This is a genomic window from uncultured Tenacibaculum sp., assembly GCF_947494125.1.
Taxonomy (GTDB): domain Bacteria; phylum Bacteroidota; class Bacteroidia; order Flavobacteriales; family Flavobacteriaceae; genus Polaribacter.
The window spans coordinates 184,621-206,824 of sequence record NZ_CANLTU010000004.1 but is presented as its reverse complement, the minus strand read 5'-3'; the positions used below and the strand labels follow the sequence as shown (position 1 = coordinate 206,824).

The following is a 22,204-nucleotide window of genomic DNA, read 5'->3' as shown; positions in this document are numbered from 1 at the left end:
GGATCATATTAACTAATAGATTGGTAACTTATAGTATAATAGAGGTAGTAATAATGAATCTTTTAAATATTTAATAAATTTAGTTAAATAATAATGAAGTTTGTAAATACAGAAATCCCTGAAGTAATAATAATAGTACCAACTATATTTGGTGATAAAAGAGGTTGTTTTTTTGAATCGTTTAAACAAAAAAATTGAAGAATGTATAAAAAATACAACTTTTATTCAAGATAATGAATCTAAATTAAATAAAGGAGTTTTAAGAGGATTACATTTTTAAAAGTCTCCTTTTACACAGTCTAAATTGATTAGATACATTAGTAGTAGATATAAGAGTTACTTAACCTACTTATGGAAAACATATTGTAGAAGAATTATCAGAAGAAAATAAAAGACAACTATAAGCTTATAAAGTAGATAATTATTATACGCCAACTTATGCTAGAGATTTAGCTAGAGTCTGTTTAAATATCTTATCAAAAGAAGGGGAAATAGATGAAAAATCTAAAATTTATCATTATTCTAATGAAGGAGTAACTTCTTGGTATGATTTTGCCATTGCTATTATGGAAATTTCTAATTTAAAGTGTAAGATAAGTCCTATTGAGACTAAAAAATTACTTAACTCTCGCTAAAAGACCAAATTATTCACTTTTGAATAAATCTAAAATAAAAGAAGACTTTAATATTGAAATACCATATTGGAGAGATTCATTAAAAGAGTGTTTAGAAAGAATAAACAAAAAATAATGAGAGTAAAGACAATGTTAAAATAAGTAATAAATAAAAAGGGAAGTTATTAATAACTTCCCTTTTTATTTATTACTTAAGTCTACTTAAACTTAAATCTTTATTGTATTTTACAATAAACAAACCACTATTACTACTGCTACCAAAAACCTTTTTACGATAGTCAAATTTGTTTTCTAAACGAAGTGATACACCATCTTTAAAAGTATCAGTTAAGCTTTTTCCTGAAGCTAATCTCATTAACACATCATAAGTAATATCAAACCCTTTAATAGCATAATCAGAAGGAATAGTGTTATTTTTAGTATAATATTTTTTATTGAAAGCTTTTACATCAGTAGATGAATCATCAGCAAAAGAATTAGAAACATAAGTGAAATCAATACTAGCTAGTTTATTATTCTCTATTTTATCATATGCTTTGTTTTTCTCGATAGCAAATACCTGAACAGTTATATCATCAGGTAAACCAATCATACTATTTAAAGCATCAGCAATTGCTACATTATTGTTTGATGTGATTACAACCCAATTGTGCTTTTTAGGGTTCATTTCTTTAGTAAATCGTTCTCTTTTAATATAACCATCTTTAGGTTTTAAAACATGAATGTTTTTAATTGAATCATGGCTTTTTAAACTACGAACAATTTTATTTATTCTAGCATTAGAATTTGAATCACCATCACCAACAATAAAAATTTCTTCACCATTATAAGTGTCTTTTAAGAAAGATGTTAAATAATCTGTATAATTATCTTTTTCTGGAGCAGTTTTTATCAGTTTAGAAGCTGAGAAATTTTGCTGTTTACTTGAAAAATGAGGAAAAACAACAGGAACACTAACTTTACGAGCAATGATTTCGGCTTTGTTAGAATAAAAAGGACCAATAACAACATCTGCACTGTCTAGTTTATCTTCATCTAATATTGAAGTTATATTATTTCCTCTGTTTCCAGTATCAAAAATATTCATATTAACAATAACTCCTTGTTTTTTTATAGAATCAATTGCCATTTCTGAACCCATGTAAAAATCGGTAACCATGTTAGCTAATGAAGCTGATTTGTTTTTCTTCTCGCTAAAAATATTTCTTGCTGATAAAGAATCGTATTCTTTAGCTTTGAAAGGAAGTAAAATAGCTAAGTTAATAGATGTATTTTCTTGAATAGTATCTTTATAAAAAGTATAATTTTCATCTGAATTAACCTCTTCTATCGGTTTAATTTTAAGTAATTGATCAATAGAAAGTTCATTGTCAACAATATTAGGATATTCAGGATTCAATCGAATTAAATCCTCTTTAGAAATATTGTAAAAACGTGTCAAGCTATAAACAGTCTCTTTACTTTTAACAGTGTGTGTTAAAAACTTTTTTAACACCTCTTCACGATCAATAGTTATTACATTCTCAGTTGCCTTAACTTTTAAAACTTGACCAATGCTTAAATCGTTATTTTTAATACCTGGATATTCAGGATTCCACTTAATTAAATCATCTTTAGATATATTATATTCTTTAGTGATTCTATATACAGTTTCACCTGCTTTTACTACATGTGTTTCATATTCATAAACAGTTTGTTGAAATATGTTTTCTGTAGTTTCTGTGTTTTTCTCTGGCGATTCAGATTCTGTACTTTCTGTATCAGTTATAACAGGATCCTCTGTATTTTCAGATGAAGATGAAGAAACTCCTTTTTTAATTTCAGGATTCGGAATAACAATTACCGTATTTGCATCTGGTCTTCTCCCTACATCAGGGTTTAAACGAAGCAAATCTTTAGTTTTCATGTCTAGGCGTTTAGCAATGTCACGCATTGTTTCACCATCTTGAACTTTATAAGAGACATATCGTTTTTGTTGACCACAAGAAACGGCAAAGGTTAAAATACAAATTAAAAGTAAAAATTGTAATTTCTTCATCTACGTTGTTTTTATTATTAGGATTTTATTCCCATTCAATTGTTGCAGGTGGTTTTGAGCTAATGTCATAAACAACTCTATTAACACCTTTCACATTATTAATTATTTTATTCGATATTTTTTGTAAAAACTCATAAGGTAAATTTACCCAATCAGCAGTCATTCCATCAGTACTTTCAACAGCACGTAAAGCTACTACTTTTTCATAAGTTCTTTCATCACCCATAACTCCAACAGAGTTAACTGGTAATAAAATTGCTCCTGCTTGCCATACCTTATTATATAAACCATCTTCCTTTAATCCGTTGATAAAAACAGCATCAACTTCTTGTAAGATTCTAACTTTTTCTGAAGTTATATCTCCTAAAATTCTAATTGCTAAACCTGGTCCTGGAAAAGGATGACGACCTAATAATTCTTTATCAATTCCCATAGATGCACCTACACGACGAACTTCATCCTTAAAGATCATACGTAGAGGTTCAACAATTTTCAATTTCATAAAATCTGGTAAGCCGCCTACATTATGATGACTTTTAATCGTTGCTGATGGGCCACCATTAACAGAAACAGACTCGATAACATCTGGATAAATAGTTCCTTGAGCCAGCCATTTTGCATCTTTAATTTGGTTTGCTTCATCATCAAAAACATCTATAAAAACTTTACCAATAGCTTTACGTTTAGCTTCAGGGTCACTTAACCCAGCAAGTTCATTCAAGAAACGTGCCGAAGCATCTACTCCTTTTACGTTTAAGCCCATACCTTCATATTGTTTTAATACGTCAGTAAATTCGTTTTTTCGTAACAAACCGTTGTTAACAAATATACAGTGTAAATTACTACCAATAGCTTTGTGCAATAATACTGCTGCTACTGTTGAATCTACACCTCCAGATAACCCTAAAACAACTTTGTCGTTTCCAACTTTAGCTTTTATATCGGCTACTGTTTCATCAACAAAAGATGCTGGTGTCCATGTTTGAGCTACTCCTGCTATATTAACTAAAAAATTTTGTAATAATTGTTTTCCATCTGTAGAATGATAAACTTCAGGGTGAAATTGAATAGCATAGGTAGCTTCTCCTTCAATTTTATATGCTGCATTTTTTACATCATGAGTACTTGCTAATAAAGTTCCTCCAGTTGGTAATTCTTTAATCGTATCTGAATGACTCATCCAAACTTGACTTCCTTCTGAAATTTCTTTAAAAAACTCTTCACCTTCTTTTACAAAAGATAAGTTAGCTCTACCATATTCTCTAGTGTTTGACGGAGCTACAAGACCGCCAGAAAAATGGGCTAAATACTGAGCACCATAACAAACAGCTAATAAAGGTTTTTTACCTCTAATCTCTGATAAATCTGGGTGTGGAGCTTCATCAGAACGAACAGAAGATGGACTTCCTGATAGAATTACAGCTTTAAAATAGTTTAAGTTTTTTGGTATTTTGTTATACGGATGAATTTCACAATAAATGTTTAATTCTCTTACCCGGCGCGCAATTAATTGCGTGTATTGCGATCCGAAATCTAATATAAGTACGTTGTGTTGTTGCATGTGCAAAAATAGTACTTAGATTTTAGATTTTAAGTATTTGATTTTAGATTTTTTGAAGTTTTTTAATAGCGATAAACTATTGCATTTATATTCATACCTGAGCCTACAGAAGCTAACATAATTACATCTCCTTTTTCTACTTTCTGATTTTCTATTTGGTTTTTTAAAACTAAATCTAAGAGGGTAGGTACCGTAGCTACTGAACTATTTCCAAGTTTATGAATACTCATTGGCATAATGCCTTCAGGGATTGGTTTTTTATATAACCTATAGAAGCGTTTAATAATTGCTTCATCCATTTTTTCGTTAGCCTGATGGATAAATATTTTTTTAACTTCATCTATTTCGATACCACTTTTATCTAATGCAGTTTTCATGGCATTAGGTACGTTATTTAATGCAAATTCATAAATTTTACGACCATGCATTTTTATATAACGTACATCTTTATCATGTTTTTTATTAAAAGATTTTCCGAAAAATAAATAAAAAGCTTCTTCTTTTGTGAATGTTTGAGTCGCATGACTAATAACTCCAGATTCAGCACCTTCTTTAGCTTCAAGAATACAAGCGCCAGCACCATCGCTATATATCATAGAATCTCTATCGTTTTTGTCGACAACTCTAGATAAAGTTTCAGCTCCAATAACTAAACATTTTTTTGCAATTCCTGCTTTTATAAAAGCTTGTGCTTGAATTACTCCTTCAATCCATCCAGGGCAACCAAATAAAATATCATAAGCTACGCAATTTGGATTTTCTATGCCTAACTTGAATTTGACCCTGGTGGCTAAACTCGGTAAGATGTCACTTTGTATAGCATTACTTTTTACATCACCAAAATTATGAGCTAGTATAATATAATCTAATTGTTCTGGATTTACACCAGCGTCTTCAATCGCTTTTTGAGCAGCAAAATAACCCAAGTCTGAAGTATTGTATTCATCCTTAGCATAACGACGTTCTTCAATACCAGTAATCGATTTAAATTTATTAATAATAACATCATTAGTGCTAGGGAAATCTGAACCATCTTCATTTAAAAACTGATGATTAGAAAACTCTGCATTTGTTTTTTGAACGGTAGTAATATATGTACCTGTTCCTGTAATTACTGATGATGTCATTAGATTCTTTTATATTTAAAGAATACAAATAAAGCATTTTTAATTACATTAATGGTTTAATTATCAGTCAATTTTAAAGAATTGTTGAATTCTTAAAAAAGAAGAAAATAATTAGTTATTTTTTAATAAAAAGATGGCTTTTCTAAGCTTGTTGTTTTTATAAATAAGAGCTATCAAAAGAAAAAGGTAATAAAGATAGTAAAGATTCAGTTTTTATAATCTTACCAACTTCTCCCATAAATAAAATTTCCATAGGTTCTTTTTGATTGATTTCATATTCAGACAAAGTTTGTCTACAAGCTCCACAAGGTCCAACTGGTTTATTTACTTTGGTTTGAGTTGATGCAGCAGTAATTGCAAGCTTTTTAATTTTGACTCCAGGAAATTCAGAGCCAATTTTCCAAATACCAACCCTTTCAGCACACATACCTGAAGGGTATGCCGCATTCTCTTGATTGTTTCCTAAAATAACAGCTCCATTTTCTAATAAAAAAGCAGCTCCAACATTAAATTTAGAATAAGGGGCATAAGCTTTTGCTCTAGCTTCTACAGCTTTATCCATTAACATTTTATCTTCCTGCGATAATTCTCCTACATTATTATAAATGATAGCTGAAGTTTTTACTTCTATTTTTTCCATAAGAAATAGTATTGGTCAAAAAAAGCAGTCGATAAGACTGCTTTTAAATTTTGTTACGAAATTATAAAAAAAAATATAAATTTTAGTAATCTTCGTATATTTCTCCTAGATCAAATGATAAAGAGAACCTTAATGTATTTTCTAATGGGTTATTTACTGATGAAGTATTTATTAAGTATGATAAATCCAACGTAAATGCTTTTGCACTAAACCCTGTTCCTAGAGTTAAAAATTGTCTTAAACCTTTCTCTTCACTTTCGTGAAAATATCCAGCTCTTAAAGCAAAGGCTTTGTTATACAAATACTCAGCTCCTAAAGCCCAAGTTGTTTCCTTTAATTCTTCTCCAAAACCTCTATCTCCTAATGAAGTAAACATTCCTTCGAACCAACCCCTTGAAGATTGTGCACTACTAGATGGAACTAATAATTTTGTGAATTCTAAATTTAAACCTAATGTATTTTGACTATCAAAGATAAAATCGAAACCACCACCTAATTTAGCATTAGTTGGAATAAAATTTTCTTGTCCAGGAGTGTATTCTACTTTTGGGCCAATATTAGCTATGTTAAAACCTAAACGGTAACGACCATTGAAGTTTCCATAATTTCTTTCGTCTGATTGATAGTAACCAGAAATATCTACAGCAAAAGAATTTACTGCTTCTATACTATTACTATTCACATCTAAATTAGAATTAATGTATTTTAAGCCAATACCCATTGAGAATTTTTCACTTAACTTCATTGAGTAAATACCAGTAATAGCAAATTCACTTGGATTTATTGTTCCAGTACTATTACCATTTAAATCAGTTAATTGAACTTGACCAAGAGAAAAATATTTAACATCAACTCCCCAAGCTGCGTTTTCCTTGAATCTATTTATGTAAGAAGAATTTCCAACAAAAATATCATCAGTTAAATTACGTAACCAAGGCGTATAATTTATACCAATACTTATTTTGTTTTGGTTAAAAGCTGCTTTTGCAGGGTTATGAAAAATTGAAAAAGCGTCAGATGACGTAGCGACACCTACATCACCCATACCACCAGCACGAGCGTCTGATGAAATTAATAAAAATGGAGTAGCTGTTGTGATTCCACTTGATGTTGTTTGTGCTTTGATTTGAAGGGCAAAACATGCAAAAAACAATAAAATTGATAATTTTTTCATGTAAAAATTTGATTATTAGTTCGGCAAATATATGATTTTCTTAAAATATTGCTAAAATTTGTTAAATTTTAATCACTACCTTAACGATTGAAGGATAAAATTATTACATTTTTTTCAAGATTAGTTGAAAATATTTTAAAATATACATTTTATGGTGTTTTTTGTTTTGAAAGTGAGTTGTTTAGAATGAGAATGTTATAAAATAATAAAAATTAATGCTAGATATTTAATCTTTTTCTTAGATTCGTAATACTAAACTTAAAAAATGGTCGTTTGTAATCTTGCAAGAGCAACTTTCTAAGTATGAGAAATTATAGATAAATAAGTTGTAAGAAATTAGAAATATTGTAAATTGCGGCACCCTTAAAATAGTTAAAAATACATGAAAAGTACCTTAAAATTATTTAGTTTATTGGCTATCACTAGCTTATTAATTACTTCTTGTAAAAGTAACAGAAGTGGTGGTTCAAGTAAATCTTCGCTAACTGGATGGAATTTTAATGACCCTAATTATGGTGGTTATTTAAAAGGGAAGTTTAAAGATGGAAAAACCCCTCCAGGTATGGTGCATATTGAGGGAGGTAGTTTTACTATGGGGTTAGTACAAGATGATGTAATGTTTGATTGGAATACTACTCCAAAGAAAATGCATGTTCGTTCATTTTATATGGATGAGACTGAAGTAACAAATGCAGAGTATGGGTTATTTATGCAATATACCAAAGATATTTTTCCTCCAGAAGAAGAACAATTTAAAGACATATATTCTTCAATTTTACCAGATACATTAGTATGGAGAAAAGGATTAGGTAATACGAATTTATTATCTGAAAGTTATTTAAGACATCCATCTTATGCAGAATATCCTGTAGTAGGAGTTAGTTGGTTACAAGCTAATAAATATTGTAAATGGCGTACTAATGCCGTTAACTTGAAGATATTAATGGATAAAGGTGTTATCAAAAATATATTTAAAGAAGATTCTTTAAACTTTAAAGGGAAAAACAATTTTGATACAGATACTTATTTAACAAATCCGTACGCGTTGTTTGAAGGAGATTCAACAATTTATAAAAAAGGAATTCCTGTACCAAGGAAAAAAGGAGACCCTAAACCAGGGAAAGATGAGTTTTCTGGAAGACAAGTTACTTCTTCTGATGGTGTTTTATCACAAAAATTTAGACTTCCTACTGAGGTTGAATGGGAATATGCTGCAAAAGCTATTTTCGAAAACCGTGAATATAATAATATAAGAGGAAGAAAGAAATATGCTTGGAATGGTAAATATACTAGAGATAGAGATAAAAGAAGAAGAGGTGATCAATTAGGTAACTTTAAGCAAGGAAAAGGAGACTATAGTGGTATTGCTGGTTGGAGTAGTGATGGTTCTGATATTCCAAATGCAGTTAGAAGTTACCCTCCAAATGCTTTTGGTTTATATGACATGTCTGGAAATGTTGCAGAATGGGTTGAAGATGTTTATCGTCCAATTATAGATTCAGAAGCAAATGATTTCAATTATTTTAGAGGAAATATCTTTACTAAAAAAATGATTGATCAAGATGGTAAAGTTGTAATCGTAGGAGATGAATTAGGAGATGTTGAGTATGATACTTTAGAAAACGGAAGAATTATTCCTAAAGATTTACCTGGAAGTGTTAAGTATATTCCAATTACTAAGGAAGATACTTATATGAGAAGAAATTATAATCTTGCAAATAACTCAAGTTTAGGTGATGGAGATCAAGCTTCTTCAAAGAATTATGGTTTAGATAAAGATCAGTTAGATCCTAAAGCAAGAATGTACAATTCACCTCAAAAACCTGAATCAGAAAAAGATTCTTTAGGAAATGTGATCAATAATTATAAGTATGATTCTAAGACAAGATCTACTTTAATTAGTGACAAATCTAGAGTATATAAAGGTGGTTCTTGGACAGACAGAGAGTATTGGTTAGATCCAGCACAAAGAAGATATTTCCCAGAATATATGGCTACTAATTTCATAGGTTTTAGATGTGCTACTGATAAAATGGGGCCAATGATGTTAAATGAAAAGAAATCAGCAACACCTAGATATGTTAAAAAGAGAAGATAAATAAGATATCTCAAATTATAAAACCAAACCTCATTGAAATTCAATGAGGTTTTTTATTTTTACACTATGAAGATAGAGGATTTACATAGTTTATATATTCAACATGGTTTAGTTGATACAGATACTAGAAACATAAGGCTAAATACAGTTTTCTTTGCTTTAAAGGGAGCTAATTTTAATGGTAATAAGTTTGCAGAAGAAGCTTTATCCAAAGGGGCTAAATATGCTATTGTAGATGAAATAAAATATAAAACGTCTGATAATATAATATTGGTTGAAAATGTTTTAAAATCATTACAAGAATTAGCTAGTTATCATCGAAAATATTTGAAAATTCCTATAATTGCTTTAACTGGAAGTAATGGTAAAACCACAACAAAAGAATTAATTAACGTTGTCTTATCTTCTAAGTATAAAACTATAGCGACTGTAGGTAATTTAAATAACCATATAGGTGTTCCTTTAACTTTGCTATCTATGGACTCTAGTACAGAGATAGGTATTGTTGAAATGGGTGCAAATCACCTAAATGAAATATCTTTTTTATCTAAGATAGTAAGTCCTGATTACGGTTATGTTACGAATTTTGGAAGTGCACATCTAGAAGGTTTCGGCTCTATTGAAGGAGTCATAAAAGGTAAGTCTGAATTATATGATTTTATAGAGGAAAATAATCGCAAGGCTTTTATTAATACAGAAGATAAAATTCAAGTAGAAAAAACAAAAGGAATTCAAACTATATGTTTTAATGACTCGATTAAATTTATTGAATCAAATCCATTCGTTAAATTGAGTTTTTATAATGAAGAAATTACTAGCAAGCTTATAGGAAGTTATAATTTTGCAAATATTTCTGCAGCTATTACTATAGGTAATTATTTTAAAGTAACAAAAGAGGAAATAAAAAATGTAATAGAAAATTATATTCCATCAAATAACAGATCAGAAATAATAGAAACAAATAATAATAAGATAATTTTAGATGCTTACAATGCGAATCCTACTAGTATAAAAGCTGCTTTAAATAGCTTTGTTGAATATAAAACAGATCATAAAACTATTATTTTAGGAGACATGTTTGAGTTAGGAGAATTTAGTTCTATAGAGCATCAAAAAGTAGTTGATTTTGTTTCAAGTGCAAATTTTGATTCAGTTTTTTTTGTTGGAAGTAATTTTTCGGAGACAATATCAAATCACTTAAAATTTAAAACATTAGCTGCATTAGAAAAATACTTATTGAATGAACCTATTAAAAATAGCACTATTTTAATTAAAGGATCAAGAGGTGTTGCATTAGAAAAAATTGTTCCTTATTGTTAAATATCATTATTCATGTGAAATTTGACTAAATTATCAATAGGACGTTGGATTACATCTGTGATAATTAAATTGTTTTTAGAGGCAATGTTCTCTAGTATATCTCTAAAGTAATAAGCAATAGATCCAATAAAATAAATAGGTGTTTCACTTCCCTTTTGATATGGCAATATTCTATATTTAAAAAATTCTTGAAACCCTTTTTTAATAATTTTTTTAACGTATTTTTTATCTTTATAATCAAACATAAACTTAGCAAAAGAAGCTAGATACATGTTTGGATTAGGTTTTCTATATAAATTCATCTTAATATGATCTGCATCAATATTGAATTCGTTTTCAAAAGATTCAGCGATTTTTTTTGGCATCTTTTTATAATAGTAATCTTTCAATAAAAGTTTTCCAAAATAATTACCACTAGCTTCATCCATGATAGTATAGCCTAGCGATGGGGCTACCATTTCCATAATATTTCCATCATAATAACAACTATTAGATCCAGTACCTAAAATGCAAACAATGGCAGGGTTTTGAGCAGAACTTGCATAAACTGCGGCCAACATATCTTCTGATATATTAATTGAAGCGTTTGTAAATATAGATTGTAATACGTTTTCTAATATTTTAACAGGTAAAGCTGTACCACAACCAGCTCCATAAAAATGAATAGCTTCAACAGTTTCTTTAATATTAATAAGTTGAAATATATTCTCTATTCTATTTAATAATTCTTCTTTAGCAACTACGGCAGGATTTAAGCCCAAGGTTCTTACTCTAAAAACTTCTTCTTTATTATTATCTAAAGCAATCCAATCTGCTTTTGTAGAACCGCCATCAGCTATTAAAATCATTATATTTTATTTAGTTTTGCTCAAATATATACTATCAAATTTAGTTGTACAATAGGAGAAATAATCTCAATCGTTTTCGTTGTGAAAAAAGGTATAGATTTTGTTAAGATAGGGTATATTATTAGTGTAAATTTGTAAATTAATTAGTGATTAATATATTATATGTTGTTTTTTAAGAAAAAAGATATTCCATTAAATGAGTTTTTCCCAGATGGATTTGTTGATATACATTCTCATTTACTTCCAGGAATTGATGATGGAGCAAAAGATTTAGAAAATTCAATCTCCTTAATAACTAAGATGCACTCTTATGGAATTAAGAATTTTATTACTACACCACATGTTTTAGGAGATGTGTATCCTAATTCATCAAAAACGATAAAAGATAAATTAACGTTAGTAAAAGATGAGTTAATTAAACAAGGTTTTCATGATATAAATATTAATGCAGCAGCTGAATATATGATGGATGAACAATTTGTAGAAAGACTTAAAGAAAATGATATTTTAACTTTAAATGATAATTATATTTTGGTAGAAATGTCATATTTCAATGCACCATATAATTTATATGATGTTTTATTTGAAATTCAGTTAAAAGGATATAAACCTGTATTAGCTCACCCAGAACGTTATAATTTTTATCATAATGATTTTCAAAATTTTTATAAATTAAAAAAAGCAGGATGTGTTTTTCAACTTAATTTATTGTCTTTAACGGAGCAATATGGTAAAGGAGTACAAAAAACGGCTCAGAAATTATTAAAAGAAAATATGTATGATTTTGTAGGGACAGATACACATCACCATAATCATCTTAAACTATTAAATAGAATAGGAACAATTAAGATTAAAAAACAAATAGAACATTTATTGAGAAATAATAAAAAATTTTTATAAATAAAAAGGAAGCATTAGGCTTCCTTTTTATTTATAAGTAGTATAAACTATTTAACTAAATAGTCTTTTGTACCATGGTAAATCTTCTTCTTCTGGGATACCATATCCATATCCATATCCATACCCATATCCATACCCACGTTTTATATCAACATCATTTAAGACAATAGCTACATTAGGAAGCTTTTTATCTTTATATAAAGTTTGTGGTACTATTAACATTCTTTTATCAAGATAATTAGCTCTTGTAACATATAACACCATGTTTGCATGTTTTGATATTAACATCGTATCTGTAACTAAATTAACAGGAGCAGTATCTATAATGACATAATCATATTTCTCTTCTAATTCAGTAAAAATATCTCCGATTTTGTCAGACATTAACAATTCAGCTGGGTTAGGAGGTATAGCACCAGAAGCAATAATGTCTAAGCTTGGTATTTCATCAATAGAAAATTTTAACGAATCTAAAGTAATACTATTATTAGTTAGAAAATTAGTAATTCCTTTTCTGTCAGGAATTTCAAGATATTCTGTGATTTTTGGAGCCCTTAAGTCCATACCAACTAAAACAATTTTTTTTCCAGATAAAGATAAAGAAGCTGCTAAGTTAATTGATGTAAATGATTTTCCTTCTCCACTAGTTGTAGAAGTAACAAAAATAGTGTTACCTTTTTCCGTAGTTTTTTGCGGAAGCATAAAATCTAGATTAGTTCTAATTAATCTAAAAGCTTCAGCAGTACTAGAACGAGCACTTGAGTTTATAACAATTTTCTCTCTAGTTACAGAATGAGGAATATCACCTAAGTAAGGAATTGTTGTATGTTCTTCAATATCTTTCTTAGTATGAACTTTTGTATCTAAAAGCTCTTTTAAATATATAATTATAAAAGGTATTATGAGGCCTAATAAAAGAGCTGCTAAGTATATTATTTTTCTTTTAGGACTTACAGGGATGTTTGAGCCATAAGCTTTATCTATAATTTTTGCATTTGGAACAGCAGTTGCGGTAAGAGATATAGCCGTTTCTTCTTTTTTCTTTAATAAATAAGAATACAAACCAGCAATAATCTCTTGTTGACGAGCAATATCTAAAAACTCTCTTTCTTTAGAAGGAATAGATGAAATTTTAGAGCTAAATCTACCTGATTCACGTTGTAAGCTATTTACTTTAATTTGAAGTGATTTGACAGCGTTTTCTAAACTTTTTCTCAAAGAATTTTTTAAATTAGAAATATTATCTTGAACTTCTATAAGTACAGTATTCTTATCTCCAGCACTTTTCTCTAAACGTTTTAATTGGGTAATCAATAAATTATATTCGGCTATAGATTTAGCTATATTTGAATCTGATAAGCCTAAATTTGCAGGTAGATAATCATTATTAGTTAGTTCTTTACTTAATGATTTAGCTAAACTCAATTCAGTCGATGCTTCTATTAATTTCTGACGGTTTTGTGTATTGGTTTCTAGGGTTAATTTAGCTTCGGATTCAATATCAGTAATATTGTTTTTACTTTTAAATATCTGAACTTTATCATCTATTCCTGCTAATTCATTACCAACACTATTTAAACGTTCAATAATAAAATCATTAGTTTTTTCTGAAACTTGTTTTTTATCTAAAATAGCATCATTATTATATTGAATAACTAATTCATCTAATACGTCTTCAGCTTTTTCCTTTAATTCAGATTGTAAAGACAATTTTAAAACACTAGATCTTTTATTTATTGGAGATACGTTAATGCTATTTTGGTAAGAATCAATAGTTCTATCTATTGAACTAAAAAGTATTTTTAAAGTTTTATTTATTGAGTTTTTTGAAAAATTATTACTTTTTATAATTCTAAACTTTCCAATATTAGGGCTTTTGATAGATTTATTAAATGAATTTTCTGAAATAGAATTACCGTTTTTGTCTAATAGGTTAAATTTTTTATCAGATAAAATACGAACGTTTAAAACAGTATCTAATTTATTTAAATTATACGACAAAGAATCTATAGAGATTAAAGAAATTGGACTATTATTATATAACTCTGATTCTTTAATAGTACCTTCAACTATATATTTAACATTTAAATTTAGTTTATTTATAACATCATGTATAAGCCTTCTTGATTTTATAATTTCAATTTCATTATCAATATTTTTACTTGACCCTCCAACAATACCAAGGTCACCGAACGCAGCGAGCTCATCTGAAAGCCCTCCCTTTTTATCATTTTTAATTAGGATAGTAGCCGTTGCATTATATTTAGGAGTACTATATCTTAAATATAAAAAAGCTCCAATAACAGAAATTATAATACCTAAAACAAACCATTTCCAATGAATCAAATATTTTTCTAATTCAGCTCTAATGTTAATGGTATCGTTATCTTGAATTTGTGGAGAATATTGTTCGTTATTCATGTTCGTTTACCTTGTTAAAATAGAGATTAAAGAAATAATTACAGAACCAATAGAAATAAATAAACCAGTATTTTGGTTATAAGAAGCAGATTGTGACGCCGCTTTGTTAGGTTTTACATATACGATATCATTTTGTTGTAAATAGTATGCAGGCGAAGTGAAAATCATATTAGAACGTAAATCTAAATTATAAGTTTTAATTGTACTGTTTTCTTCCCTTTTTACTTCTATGTTTCGTATTCCAGAAATATTTAAGTCACCAGCTAAACCAATTGCTTCTATCACTGAAACTCTTTCATTAGGAATAATAAAATTCCCAGGACTTTTAACATCTCCTAAAACAGTAACCGAAAAATTCGAAATTTTTATATTAATAGTCGGATTTTTAACATAATCAGGAGATAGTTTGTTTTTTAATAATGAAATAGCTTCCTGTCTTGTTAACCCTCCTAACTTTATATTTCCTAAAATAGGAAACTCTATAAAACCATTACTATCTATTAGATAAGATTGTTGTTGTGGAGCAGCAGCAAGACTATTTGTTGTTGTTGCATATGCAACAGCTGATAAATTAAAAGGTTTTACAGCTTCTAAGTCTGAAGCTGAAATCGTTATTTGAACCAAATCACTTGGTTTAAAAGTAATTTTATAAGTGTTATTTATTAATGATTGACTTGTTTCATGGTTTTGGAAGTATACAATTTCCTTTTTCGAAACACATGAAGTAATAGTTAGCAGTAGAATGGCTAACAAAATTTTTATAACTCTTAGCATTTGTTGAATTTTTTTGCGAAAGTACTAATTTAATTTCTTGTAACAACATCTAATTTTTCATAGATAGAATTGTTCGATTTATATTCTGGTACAATTTCTTTTATTAGTTGTACCGTTTTTTGATTATCGTGACTTTTATTAGCAAGACATAAATCAATAATTTTATTTTTTATTAGATCAATATTTAATTCTTGATTTCTAGCAATCATAATTTTATCATGATAAGTTGGAGAAGTATTCTCTCCATTAGCTAATAATTCTTCGTATAGTTTTTCGCCAGGGCGTAATCCAGTTATTTTTATATCAATATCTTCAGGGAAATATAATCCAGATAAATGAATCATTCTTTTAGCAATGTCATATATTTTAACAGAATTCCCCATGTCAAAAATATAAATCTCACCACCATTTCCCATTGTTCCAGCTTCTAGTACCAAACGACAAGCTTCAGGGATAGTCATAAAATATCGCGTAATATCTTTATGAGTAACTGTTAATGGCCCTCCATTTTCAATTTGTCTCTTAAAAAGAGGGATAACTGAACCATTAGAGCCTAAAACATTTCCAAAACGTGTTGTTGTGAACTTTGTATTATGATTGTTTAACTTACTTAAACAGCTAATATACATTTCTGCGACTCTTTTTGTAGCTCCCATTACATTAGTAGGGTTTACTGCTTTATCAGTAGAAACCATTACAAAACGATCAACGTGGTGTTTTATTGCTAAGTCAGCAATAGTTTTTGTTCCTCCAATGTTTATTTTCACAGCTTCGTAAGGACTCATTTCCATTAAAGGAACATGTTTATATGCAGCAGCGTGAAAAACTTTATGAGGTTTATATTGTTCAAATATTTGAGACATTCTTTTTTCATCTCTTACATCAGCAACTATTGAAGTGAAGTTTTTTTTATCTTTTTGAATAAGTTCTTGTTGAAGATCGTATAAAGGAGATTCAGCTTGATCAACTAAAATTAATTGTTCATGGTCATATGAACTTAGTTGTCTAGAAATTTCTGAACCAATAGAACCAGCAGCTCCGGTTACTAAAATAATTTTATTAGCAACCTCTCGTTTAACGATAGGGTTATCTATTAAAATAGGTTTCCTATCAAGTAAATCTTCTATTTTAACACTTTTAATTTGATTAGCTTCTAAATCTCCGTCAATCCATTTTGAAAGAGGAGGTACAATTTTAACTTTAACACCAAGTGCTAATAAATTATCTGTTAAATAAAGTAGTTTTTCAGGTTTAGCATTTTGAATAGAAATAATGATTTCATCGATTTGTTTGTTGTCAATAAAATTTTTGTCTATTTTTTTTCCATCAAAAATTTTGATTCGATTAATCTTCTTTCCTGCTTTTTTTTCATCATCATCAAGAAAGCCTAATACTTCGTATTTGTTTTTTGTATCTCTATTTAATGCTCCATAAGTAATTAAACCAGAATCACCAGCACCATAAATAAGTACATTAGTAATTGTATCTAATTCAGTAGAAATAATTTCAAAAAAAGCTTTAAATACATACCTGCTGACGACTAAGATTAATACTGAAATTAAATAATGGATAATAACAATAGATTTCGGAATAGTAAAGCTAGGAATGATTTTAAATGTATTATTAATTAAAACAATACTTATTGTTATCATTGATAGCAAAGTAACACCTACAAAAACATTAAAAGCATCTCTAGTTCCGGTATGTCTTACGATACCTCTATAGGACCCAACGGTAAGAAAACTAACTAGAGCTATTGTGGCTATAAACGGAATTTGATAATATAAATTTTGAACGTCAAAATTTAAACTAGCATTAAAACGAACAGTATAAGCTAAAAGAAAAGATATACAAACTAATATAATATCTATTATTAAAACAACCCATCGAGAAGCATATTTCTCAAAGGCTTTTAAAACTAGTTTTCTAATCATTGATTGTTTATTAGAAGTTAAAAGTACAAAAAAATAAAAAGAACTAAATTTTCTTCATTTGTTGTTTCATCATTTGCATTTGCTCTTTTAGCATTCCATGCTTGTCTAGCTTTTTAGCTTCAGCCATTAAATTAGTTGCTTCACGTTTTCTACGTTTAGTCATAGCAATTCCTGCCAATTGTAATTTAGCCATAGCTAAATCATGATCCATTGCCAATCCTAATTTTACAGCTTTTCGTAAAAACTTTTCAGCTTGCGTAATGTTAGTTTGAGACAACATTATACCATGAAGATAGTTGTAATAACCTTCTTGTTTTTGAATTAAAGCTGTTGAAGGATTTTTAATATAACTTAACCATTTTGTAGCTCCTGCAAAGTTTTGTTTTCTTAATTGTAAAAAAGCTAATAAAATAAACTCATTTTTGAAATAGAAAAGTATAAATATACCTGTAAGTAACAAAATAGATATACCATTCATTATATTACCTTGAGTAAATTCATATACCGACCAAATAGCAGTTAATCCAGCTAAAACTAATTTTATATTTTTATTGAACATAATTTCTTTTTTAACAACGCGCAAAAGTACGTCATTCTAATTTATTATAATTATTTTTTGTAAAACTTCTTGTGTTTAAACCATGCAATTAAGCCGATGATAAATACAAAAGAAATAGAGTAATATACAGAAGTTGGAGTAATTACTTTATCTCCACTGGCATAAGAGTGTAGCCCAGATAAATAGAAATTAACACCAAAATATGTCATCATAATAGATGCAAATGCAATTATTGACCATAAATTAAATGTGTATTTACTACGTAATCCAGGAATTAAACGCATATGCAAAATAAATGCATAGACCATAATAGATATTAACGCCCAAGTTTCTTTAGGGTCCCAACCCCAATAACGGCCCCAACTTTCATTGGCCCACATACCTCCTAAAAAGTTACCAATGGTAAGCATTACTAAACCAACAGTTATTGCCATTTCATTAATGGTAGTTAGTTCTTTTAAATGTAATTTCATTTTCTTTTTATTCTTTTTGTTTGTGAAAATAATTAAGAATAAAGAGAAAACTCCTAAAATCATACCTAAAGCAAAAGGTCCATAACTAGCAACAATAATAGAAACATGTACATATAGCCACCAAGAGTTTAATACAGGAACTAGATTAGCAATTTCTGGATCTAACCAATTTTGATGCGCAAAAAACAAAATGGTAGAAGTTAAAAATGTAGTAGCAGCTATAGTTAAAGAAGAATTTTTCCCTAAGATTAAACCAAATAACATGGTTGCTAGACCAACAAAAATAATAGTTTCATAAGCATTACTCCATGGAGCATTTCCACTTATATACCAACGAGAGGCTAAACCTAAAATATGAGTAATGAATAGAATTATGATAATTCCTATAAAAGCTTTAATTACATAATTAATCCAAGGTTTATTATTGAAAATTTGAAAGAAGACAAATACAATCATTAATAAACTGATGCAGCCATAGTATTTAGATAACTTAACAAAAATGTTAGCTTTATTGTAAGCTATTTCTAATTGAATTTTATCTTGAGTAGGGATTACTTTTGAACCAAATTTTCTTTGAAATTTTTTAATTCCATCTAAAATTTTATTAGTTTCAGTATAATCTGATGTCTTTTTTGAAGCTTGTAATAATTGAAAGTATACAGGTAAAGATTGGCGAACAAATACCGAATCTGTTCCTTTAAAGTTTGCTTGTGAAGTTTCTGGTTGTGAAACCCATTTGTTTTCTTCGTTATTAGGAATTGGATAAATTCTTAAAATACCACCACCTAATGCTTGAGAAAGCAACCAAACTCTTCGTTCTATTTTTATAGCATCTTGTTCAAGTTTACTTTGAATTCTTTTTTTCTGAGCTTCAATAACTAAATGGCTAATTTTTGAACTCCCATTTTGATCATAAAAATCGATAAAGCGAGCATATTTAGCATTTTTAGGTAAACCTAAGATTTCACGAATTTGTGTATTCCCTTTTTCAAGATAAATGAAAGGGACGTTTAACCAAAACATAGGAGCTTCTGTAATAGAAACTAAAATTTGGCTAGGAGTTAATCCTTTAAAATTATCAGTGTGTGCCACTTTTCTTACTAATTCAGAAGCAAAAGTGTGAGCTGGTTTCATTCTTCCACCTGCATCTTGTATTACCAATTGGCTAAATAAATCAGCATGCTCTTTATTTACTATAGATTTTTGTAAAATAGAATCAATTTGAGTTATTGATAATTCTTTTGGTTGGTGTGTTGGTTTGTGTTGAGAAAAACTAATAGCACTAAAAAGTAATAATCCAATTGACAGTGAAGCTTTTTTGTTTCGTATTTTATTTAATGATTTTTTTAATTCATAAAAACGAGTGTTTTTAACAAATAAAGAGGCTATTAAACCAAAAAACAATAAGAAATAACCAATATAGGTAATATTAGTTCCCCAAGAATCATGGTTTATAGAAAGATGCGTTTGTTCTATTTTTTCACCAGCATTAGAATAACTCGATTGAAATAAACGATATCCTTTATAATGTAAAATATTATTCATAAAAATTCTAAAATCAAAAGTTTCATTTTTATCAATAACAGTAACTTCACTCGCAAATGAAGCTGCATTTTCCGAACCAGGGTATTTTTCTAATTGAAAATCGTTTAATTTAACACTAAAAGGTGTTTTACGTTGTTTGGCTCCGTACCAAGCTCTAAAGTTTAAATCACCAATTTTAAATTGTTTTTGACCATCAACATTAAATTGACCACCAGTTAATTCAATACGTTCAGTTTTTTCATTAGTAGTAACATCAAAAACTACCATATCATATTTTTTAGGGTCTTTCTTCCCTCGAACAGTTCTTACTTCACCTTTAATGGGGTAGTTTGGTACAACAAAAGGTAACCCAGATACATTATAAAGTGATCGTAATTTAAAATCTTGGATAGTATCTTGTTTTACAAATCCTTTTTCTTGGGTAGCCATCACCTGAAAATTACCCGTAGCTTTTGTAAGTATTTTTAAAGAATCGTTTCGTTTAAAAATATTAATATTCGCTCCACCTTCTTTTGAATTAAATCCAACAAGTATATTGTGAATATTTTGTACAGTTCCACTTTTGATATAATGTTCGTGTCTGCTTCCGCTTGAGCTTTCTACAAATAAAATGTGTTCGGTAGCATTATCTTCTTCTATAAATTTTTCTTCAACCCAAGGAATATAATCAACTAAATTAAATTCTATAGTATGATTTTCACCATCTTTTTTAGGTTGAAAGTATTCTGTAAAATTAGCAGAGTTACTACCCCAAGCAGATAATAATAATTTGTTATTAGTTTCTTTTTGAAACTCATTATTATCTATAACTACGTTAAGATAATTCGTGTCTGACAAAAAAGTATTGGTGGTTTCTCCTTCATCAATAATCATTAATCCTTCGTAACTTATATATCTAGTAATACCAGCACCTATTAAAATAAATAAGAAAGCTACATGAAATAATAAAACAGACCATTTTTCTTTTCTGTATAAACGGTATCTAAAAATGTTACCAAAGAAATTAATAACAAAAAATATCATGATTAACTCAAACCACCAAGTATTGTAAATTAGAGCTTTTGATGTTTGGGTGCCAAAATCATTTTCAATAAAAGTAGCAATTCCCATTGCAGTTGCAAAAACGAAAAACAACACAGCCATTAAGCGGGTTGAGTAAAGAATATTTAGAACTTTTTTCATCTGTAAATCTGATAAGTATAAAACTTCGCAAATTTACGGATTAATGCGGGAATAAAATTATGATTTCAATCATTTTTAAATGTTAAAATAAATAGTTTAAAGTCCTATTTTTTCTCCCATTTTCACAAAAGTTTCAATACGATTTTTTGTGTTGTTTATAATATCTTGATCAATTGTAATTTTTTCTTTGTTTACTAATAAGACAATAGTTGATCCGCCAAAAGCAAAATACCCCATTTCATCTCCTGTATTTATAGGTTTGTTCGGTGTGTAGGTTTCAATAATACTACCAACCATTGTTGCTCCTACAGGAGCTACAATAATTTCACCTTTGTCTTTAGATGATAAAATGCAATATTCACGTTTGTTTTCGCAAAATACCTTTGTGAAGTTTGAAGCTAAAGCGTAAGGGGAAACAGAAAAATAATCTCCTTTTATTTTTGTCATTTCAGAAGGAACTCCGTTATAGGGAAAATGATAGCGATGATAATCGTTTGGAGCCAAGCGTAAAATAATCAAAGAAGAATCTTTGTGTTTTTCGGCTAACTTTTCATTTCCTAGAAATTCCTTAAGTGTAAATTTTCGCCCTTTAACAAAGAAATTATGAATATCGTCAATGTTTTCAAAGGCAAGCATTTTTCCATCACCAGGAGAAACAAAGCCATTTTCAATAGGTCTTGCGTTTGGTTTTAGTTTTCTGTAGAAAAAATCATTGAAAGAAGTGAATTCTGATACCGATTTTTCAGCTTCATCTATGTCAATGTCTAGTTGTTTTACAAAATTGTCTATTTTTTTTACAGATTTAGGTTTGTCCATTTTTTTACCATACCAAGCAGATAAAAATTTACGTTTAGCTATAGGTAAAAAAGCCATTTTACCAAATGGATTGTTGTATAATAACTTTAAAAAAACTTCTCCAGGAGGTGTTTCTGTAATGGTGTTGCCAGACTTTCTATCGATGAATTTTATTTGCAT

18 protein-coding genes are annotated in these 22,204 nt (G+C 28.7%); 6 read left to right on the top strand and 12 right to left on the bottom strand.

Features of this window, described 5'->3' with window-relative positions; translation table 11 throughout:
- Positions 1-93: 93 nt before the first annotated feature.
- The 3 genes from Q0881_RS09525 to Q0881_RS09510 all read left to right on the top strand — a co-directional run bounded on the left by Q0881_RS09525 (position 94) and on the right by Q0881_RS09510 (position 750).
- Positions 94-198, top strand: a complete 105-nt coding sequence (locus Q0881_RS09525; protein ID WP_299159425.1) for a dTDP-4-dehydrorhamnose 3,5-epimerase family protein — start codon at positions 94-96, stop codon at positions 196-198.
- A gap of 272 nt (positions 199-470) precedes the next feature.
- Positions 471-635, top strand: coding sequence for a sugar nucleotide-binding protein (locus Q0881_RS09515; RefSeq protein WP_299159524.1), 165 nt, complete (start codon positions 471-473; stop codon positions 633-635).
- Positions 604-750 (top strand): sugar nucleotide-binding protein, encoded by a 147-nt coding sequence (locus Q0881_RS09510; protein WP_366139562.1) that lies wholly within the window; start codon positions 604-606, stop codon positions 748-750. Before Q0881_RS09515 ends, Q0881_RS09510 begins: the two co-directional genes overlap by 32 nt.
- A 72-nt stretch (positions 751-822) precedes the next feature.
- Here Q0881_RS09510 and Q0881_RS09505 read toward each other — a convergent pair whose 3' ends face one another.
- The 5 genes from Q0881_RS09505 to porV all read right to left on the bottom strand — a co-directional run bounded on the left by Q0881_RS09505 (position 823) and on the right by porV (position 7,175).
- A complete protein-coding gene (locus tag Q0881_RS09505) occupies positions 823-2,673 on the bottom strand; it encodes a LysM peptidoglycan-binding domain-containing protein (RefSeq protein WP_299159419.1) in 1,851 nt (616 codons plus the stop codon).
- Between the two features lie 25 nt (positions 2,674-2,698).
- Positions 2,699-4,234 (bottom strand): glutamine-hydrolyzing GMP synthase, encoded by a 1,536-nt coding sequence (gene guaA / locus Q0881_RS09500; RefSeq protein ID WP_299159417.1) that lies wholly within the window; start codon positions 4,232-4,234, stop codon positions 2,699-2,701.
- A gap of 62 nt (positions 4,235-4,296) precedes the next feature.
- Positions 4,297-5,361 (bottom strand): 3-oxoacyl-ACP synthase III family protein, encoded by a 1,065-nt coding sequence (locus Q0881_RS09495; RefSeq protein ID WP_299159414.1) that lies wholly within the window; start codon positions 5,359-5,361, stop codon positions 4,297-4,299.
- Between the two features lie 157 nt (positions 5,362-5,518).
- Positions 5,519-6,001: a cytidine deaminase gene (gene cdd / locus Q0881_RS09490; RefSeq protein ID WP_299159412.1), complete on the bottom strand. Its 483-nt coding sequence runs from the start codon at positions 5,999-6,001 to the stop codon at positions 5,519-5,521.
- Between the two features lie 82 nt (positions 6,002-6,083).
- Positions 6,084-7,175, bottom strand: a complete 1,092-nt coding sequence (porV, locus tag Q0881_RS09485) for a type IX secretion system outer membrane channel protein PorV (protein ID WP_299159409.1) — start codon at positions 7,173-7,175, stop codon at positions 6,084-6,086.
- Between the two features lie 382 nt (positions 7,176-7,557).
- Here porV and gldJ point away from each other — a divergent pair, with 382 nt between their 5' ends.
- A complete protein-coding gene (gene gldJ / locus Q0881_RS09480) occupies positions 7,558-9,273 on the top strand; it encodes a gliding motility lipoprotein GldJ (protein ID WP_299159406.1) in 1,716 nt (571 codons plus the stop codon).
- Between the two features lie 66 nt (positions 9,274-9,339).
- Positions 9,340-10,593 (top strand): UDP-N-acetylmuramoyl-tripeptide--D-alanyl-D-alanine ligase, encoded by a 1,254-nt coding sequence (gene murF / locus Q0881_RS09475; RefSeq protein ID WP_299159404.1) that lies wholly within the window; start codon positions 9,340-9,342, stop codon positions 10,591-10,593.
- Here the strand turns inward: murF and Q0881_RS09470 are convergent.
- Positions 10,590-11,441, bottom strand: a complete 852-nt coding sequence (locus tag Q0881_RS09470) for an N-acetylglucosamine kinase (protein WP_299159402.1) — start codon at positions 11,439-11,441, stop codon at positions 10,590-10,592. The two genes, murF and Q0881_RS09470, sit on opposite strands and share 4 nt — an antisense overlap.
- 162 nt (positions 11,442-11,603) lie before the next feature.
- On the opposite strand from Q0881_RS09470, the gene Q0881_RS09465 reads away from it, so the two are divergent.
- Positions 11,604-12,341 (top strand): CpsB/CapC family capsule biosynthesis tyrosine phosphatase, encoded by a 738-nt coding sequence (locus tag Q0881_RS09465; protein ID WP_299159401.1) that lies wholly within the window; start codon positions 11,604-11,606, stop codon positions 12,339-12,341.
- Between the two features lie 51 nt (positions 12,342-12,392).
- Here the strand turns inward: Q0881_RS09465 and Q0881_RS09460 are convergent, their stop codons facing one another.
- From Q0881_RS09460 to Q0881_RS09435, 6 genes are all read right to left on the bottom strand, one after another.
- Complete coding sequence (locus Q0881_RS09460; protein WP_299159399.1) at positions 12,393-14,762, bottom strand: tyrosine-protein kinase; 2,370 nt, start codon at positions 14,760-14,762, stop codon at positions 12,393-12,395.
- A 6-nt stretch (positions 14,763-14,768) separates the two neighbouring features.
- Positions 14,769-15,536 (bottom strand): polysaccharide biosynthesis/export family protein, encoded by a 768-nt coding sequence (locus tag Q0881_RS09455; RefSeq protein ID WP_299159396.1) that lies wholly within the window; start codon positions 15,534-15,536, stop codon positions 14,769-14,771.
- A gap of 29 nt (positions 15,537-15,565) precedes the next feature.
- Complete coding sequence (locus Q0881_RS09450) at positions 15,566-17,470, bottom strand: nucleoside-diphosphate sugar epimerase/dehydratase (RefSeq protein ID WP_299159393.1); 1,905 nt, start codon at positions 17,468-17,470, stop codon at positions 15,566-15,568.
- A 43-nt stretch (positions 17,471-17,513) separates the two neighbouring features.
- The gene (locus tag Q0881_RS09445) at positions 17,514-18,029 is read right to left on the bottom strand and encodes a DUF2892 domain-containing protein (RefSeq protein ID WP_299159391.1); all 516 of its coding nucleotides are present in this window, start codon (positions 18,027-18,029) and stop codon (positions 17,514-17,516) included.
- A gap of 50 nt (positions 18,030-18,079) precedes the next feature.
- The gene (gene ccsA / locus Q0881_RS09440) at positions 18,080-21,229 is read right to left on the bottom strand and encodes a cytochrome c biogenesis protein CcsA (protein ID WP_299159389.1); all 3,150 of its coding nucleotides are present in this window, start codon (positions 21,227-21,229) and stop codon (positions 18,080-18,082) included.
- Positions 21,230-21,325: 96 nt separating this feature from the next.
- Positions 21,326-22,204: a phosphatidylserine decarboxylase gene (locus Q0881_RS09435; protein ID WP_299159387.1), complete on the bottom strand. Its 879-nt coding sequence runs from the start codon at positions 22,202-22,204 to the stop codon at positions 21,326-21,328.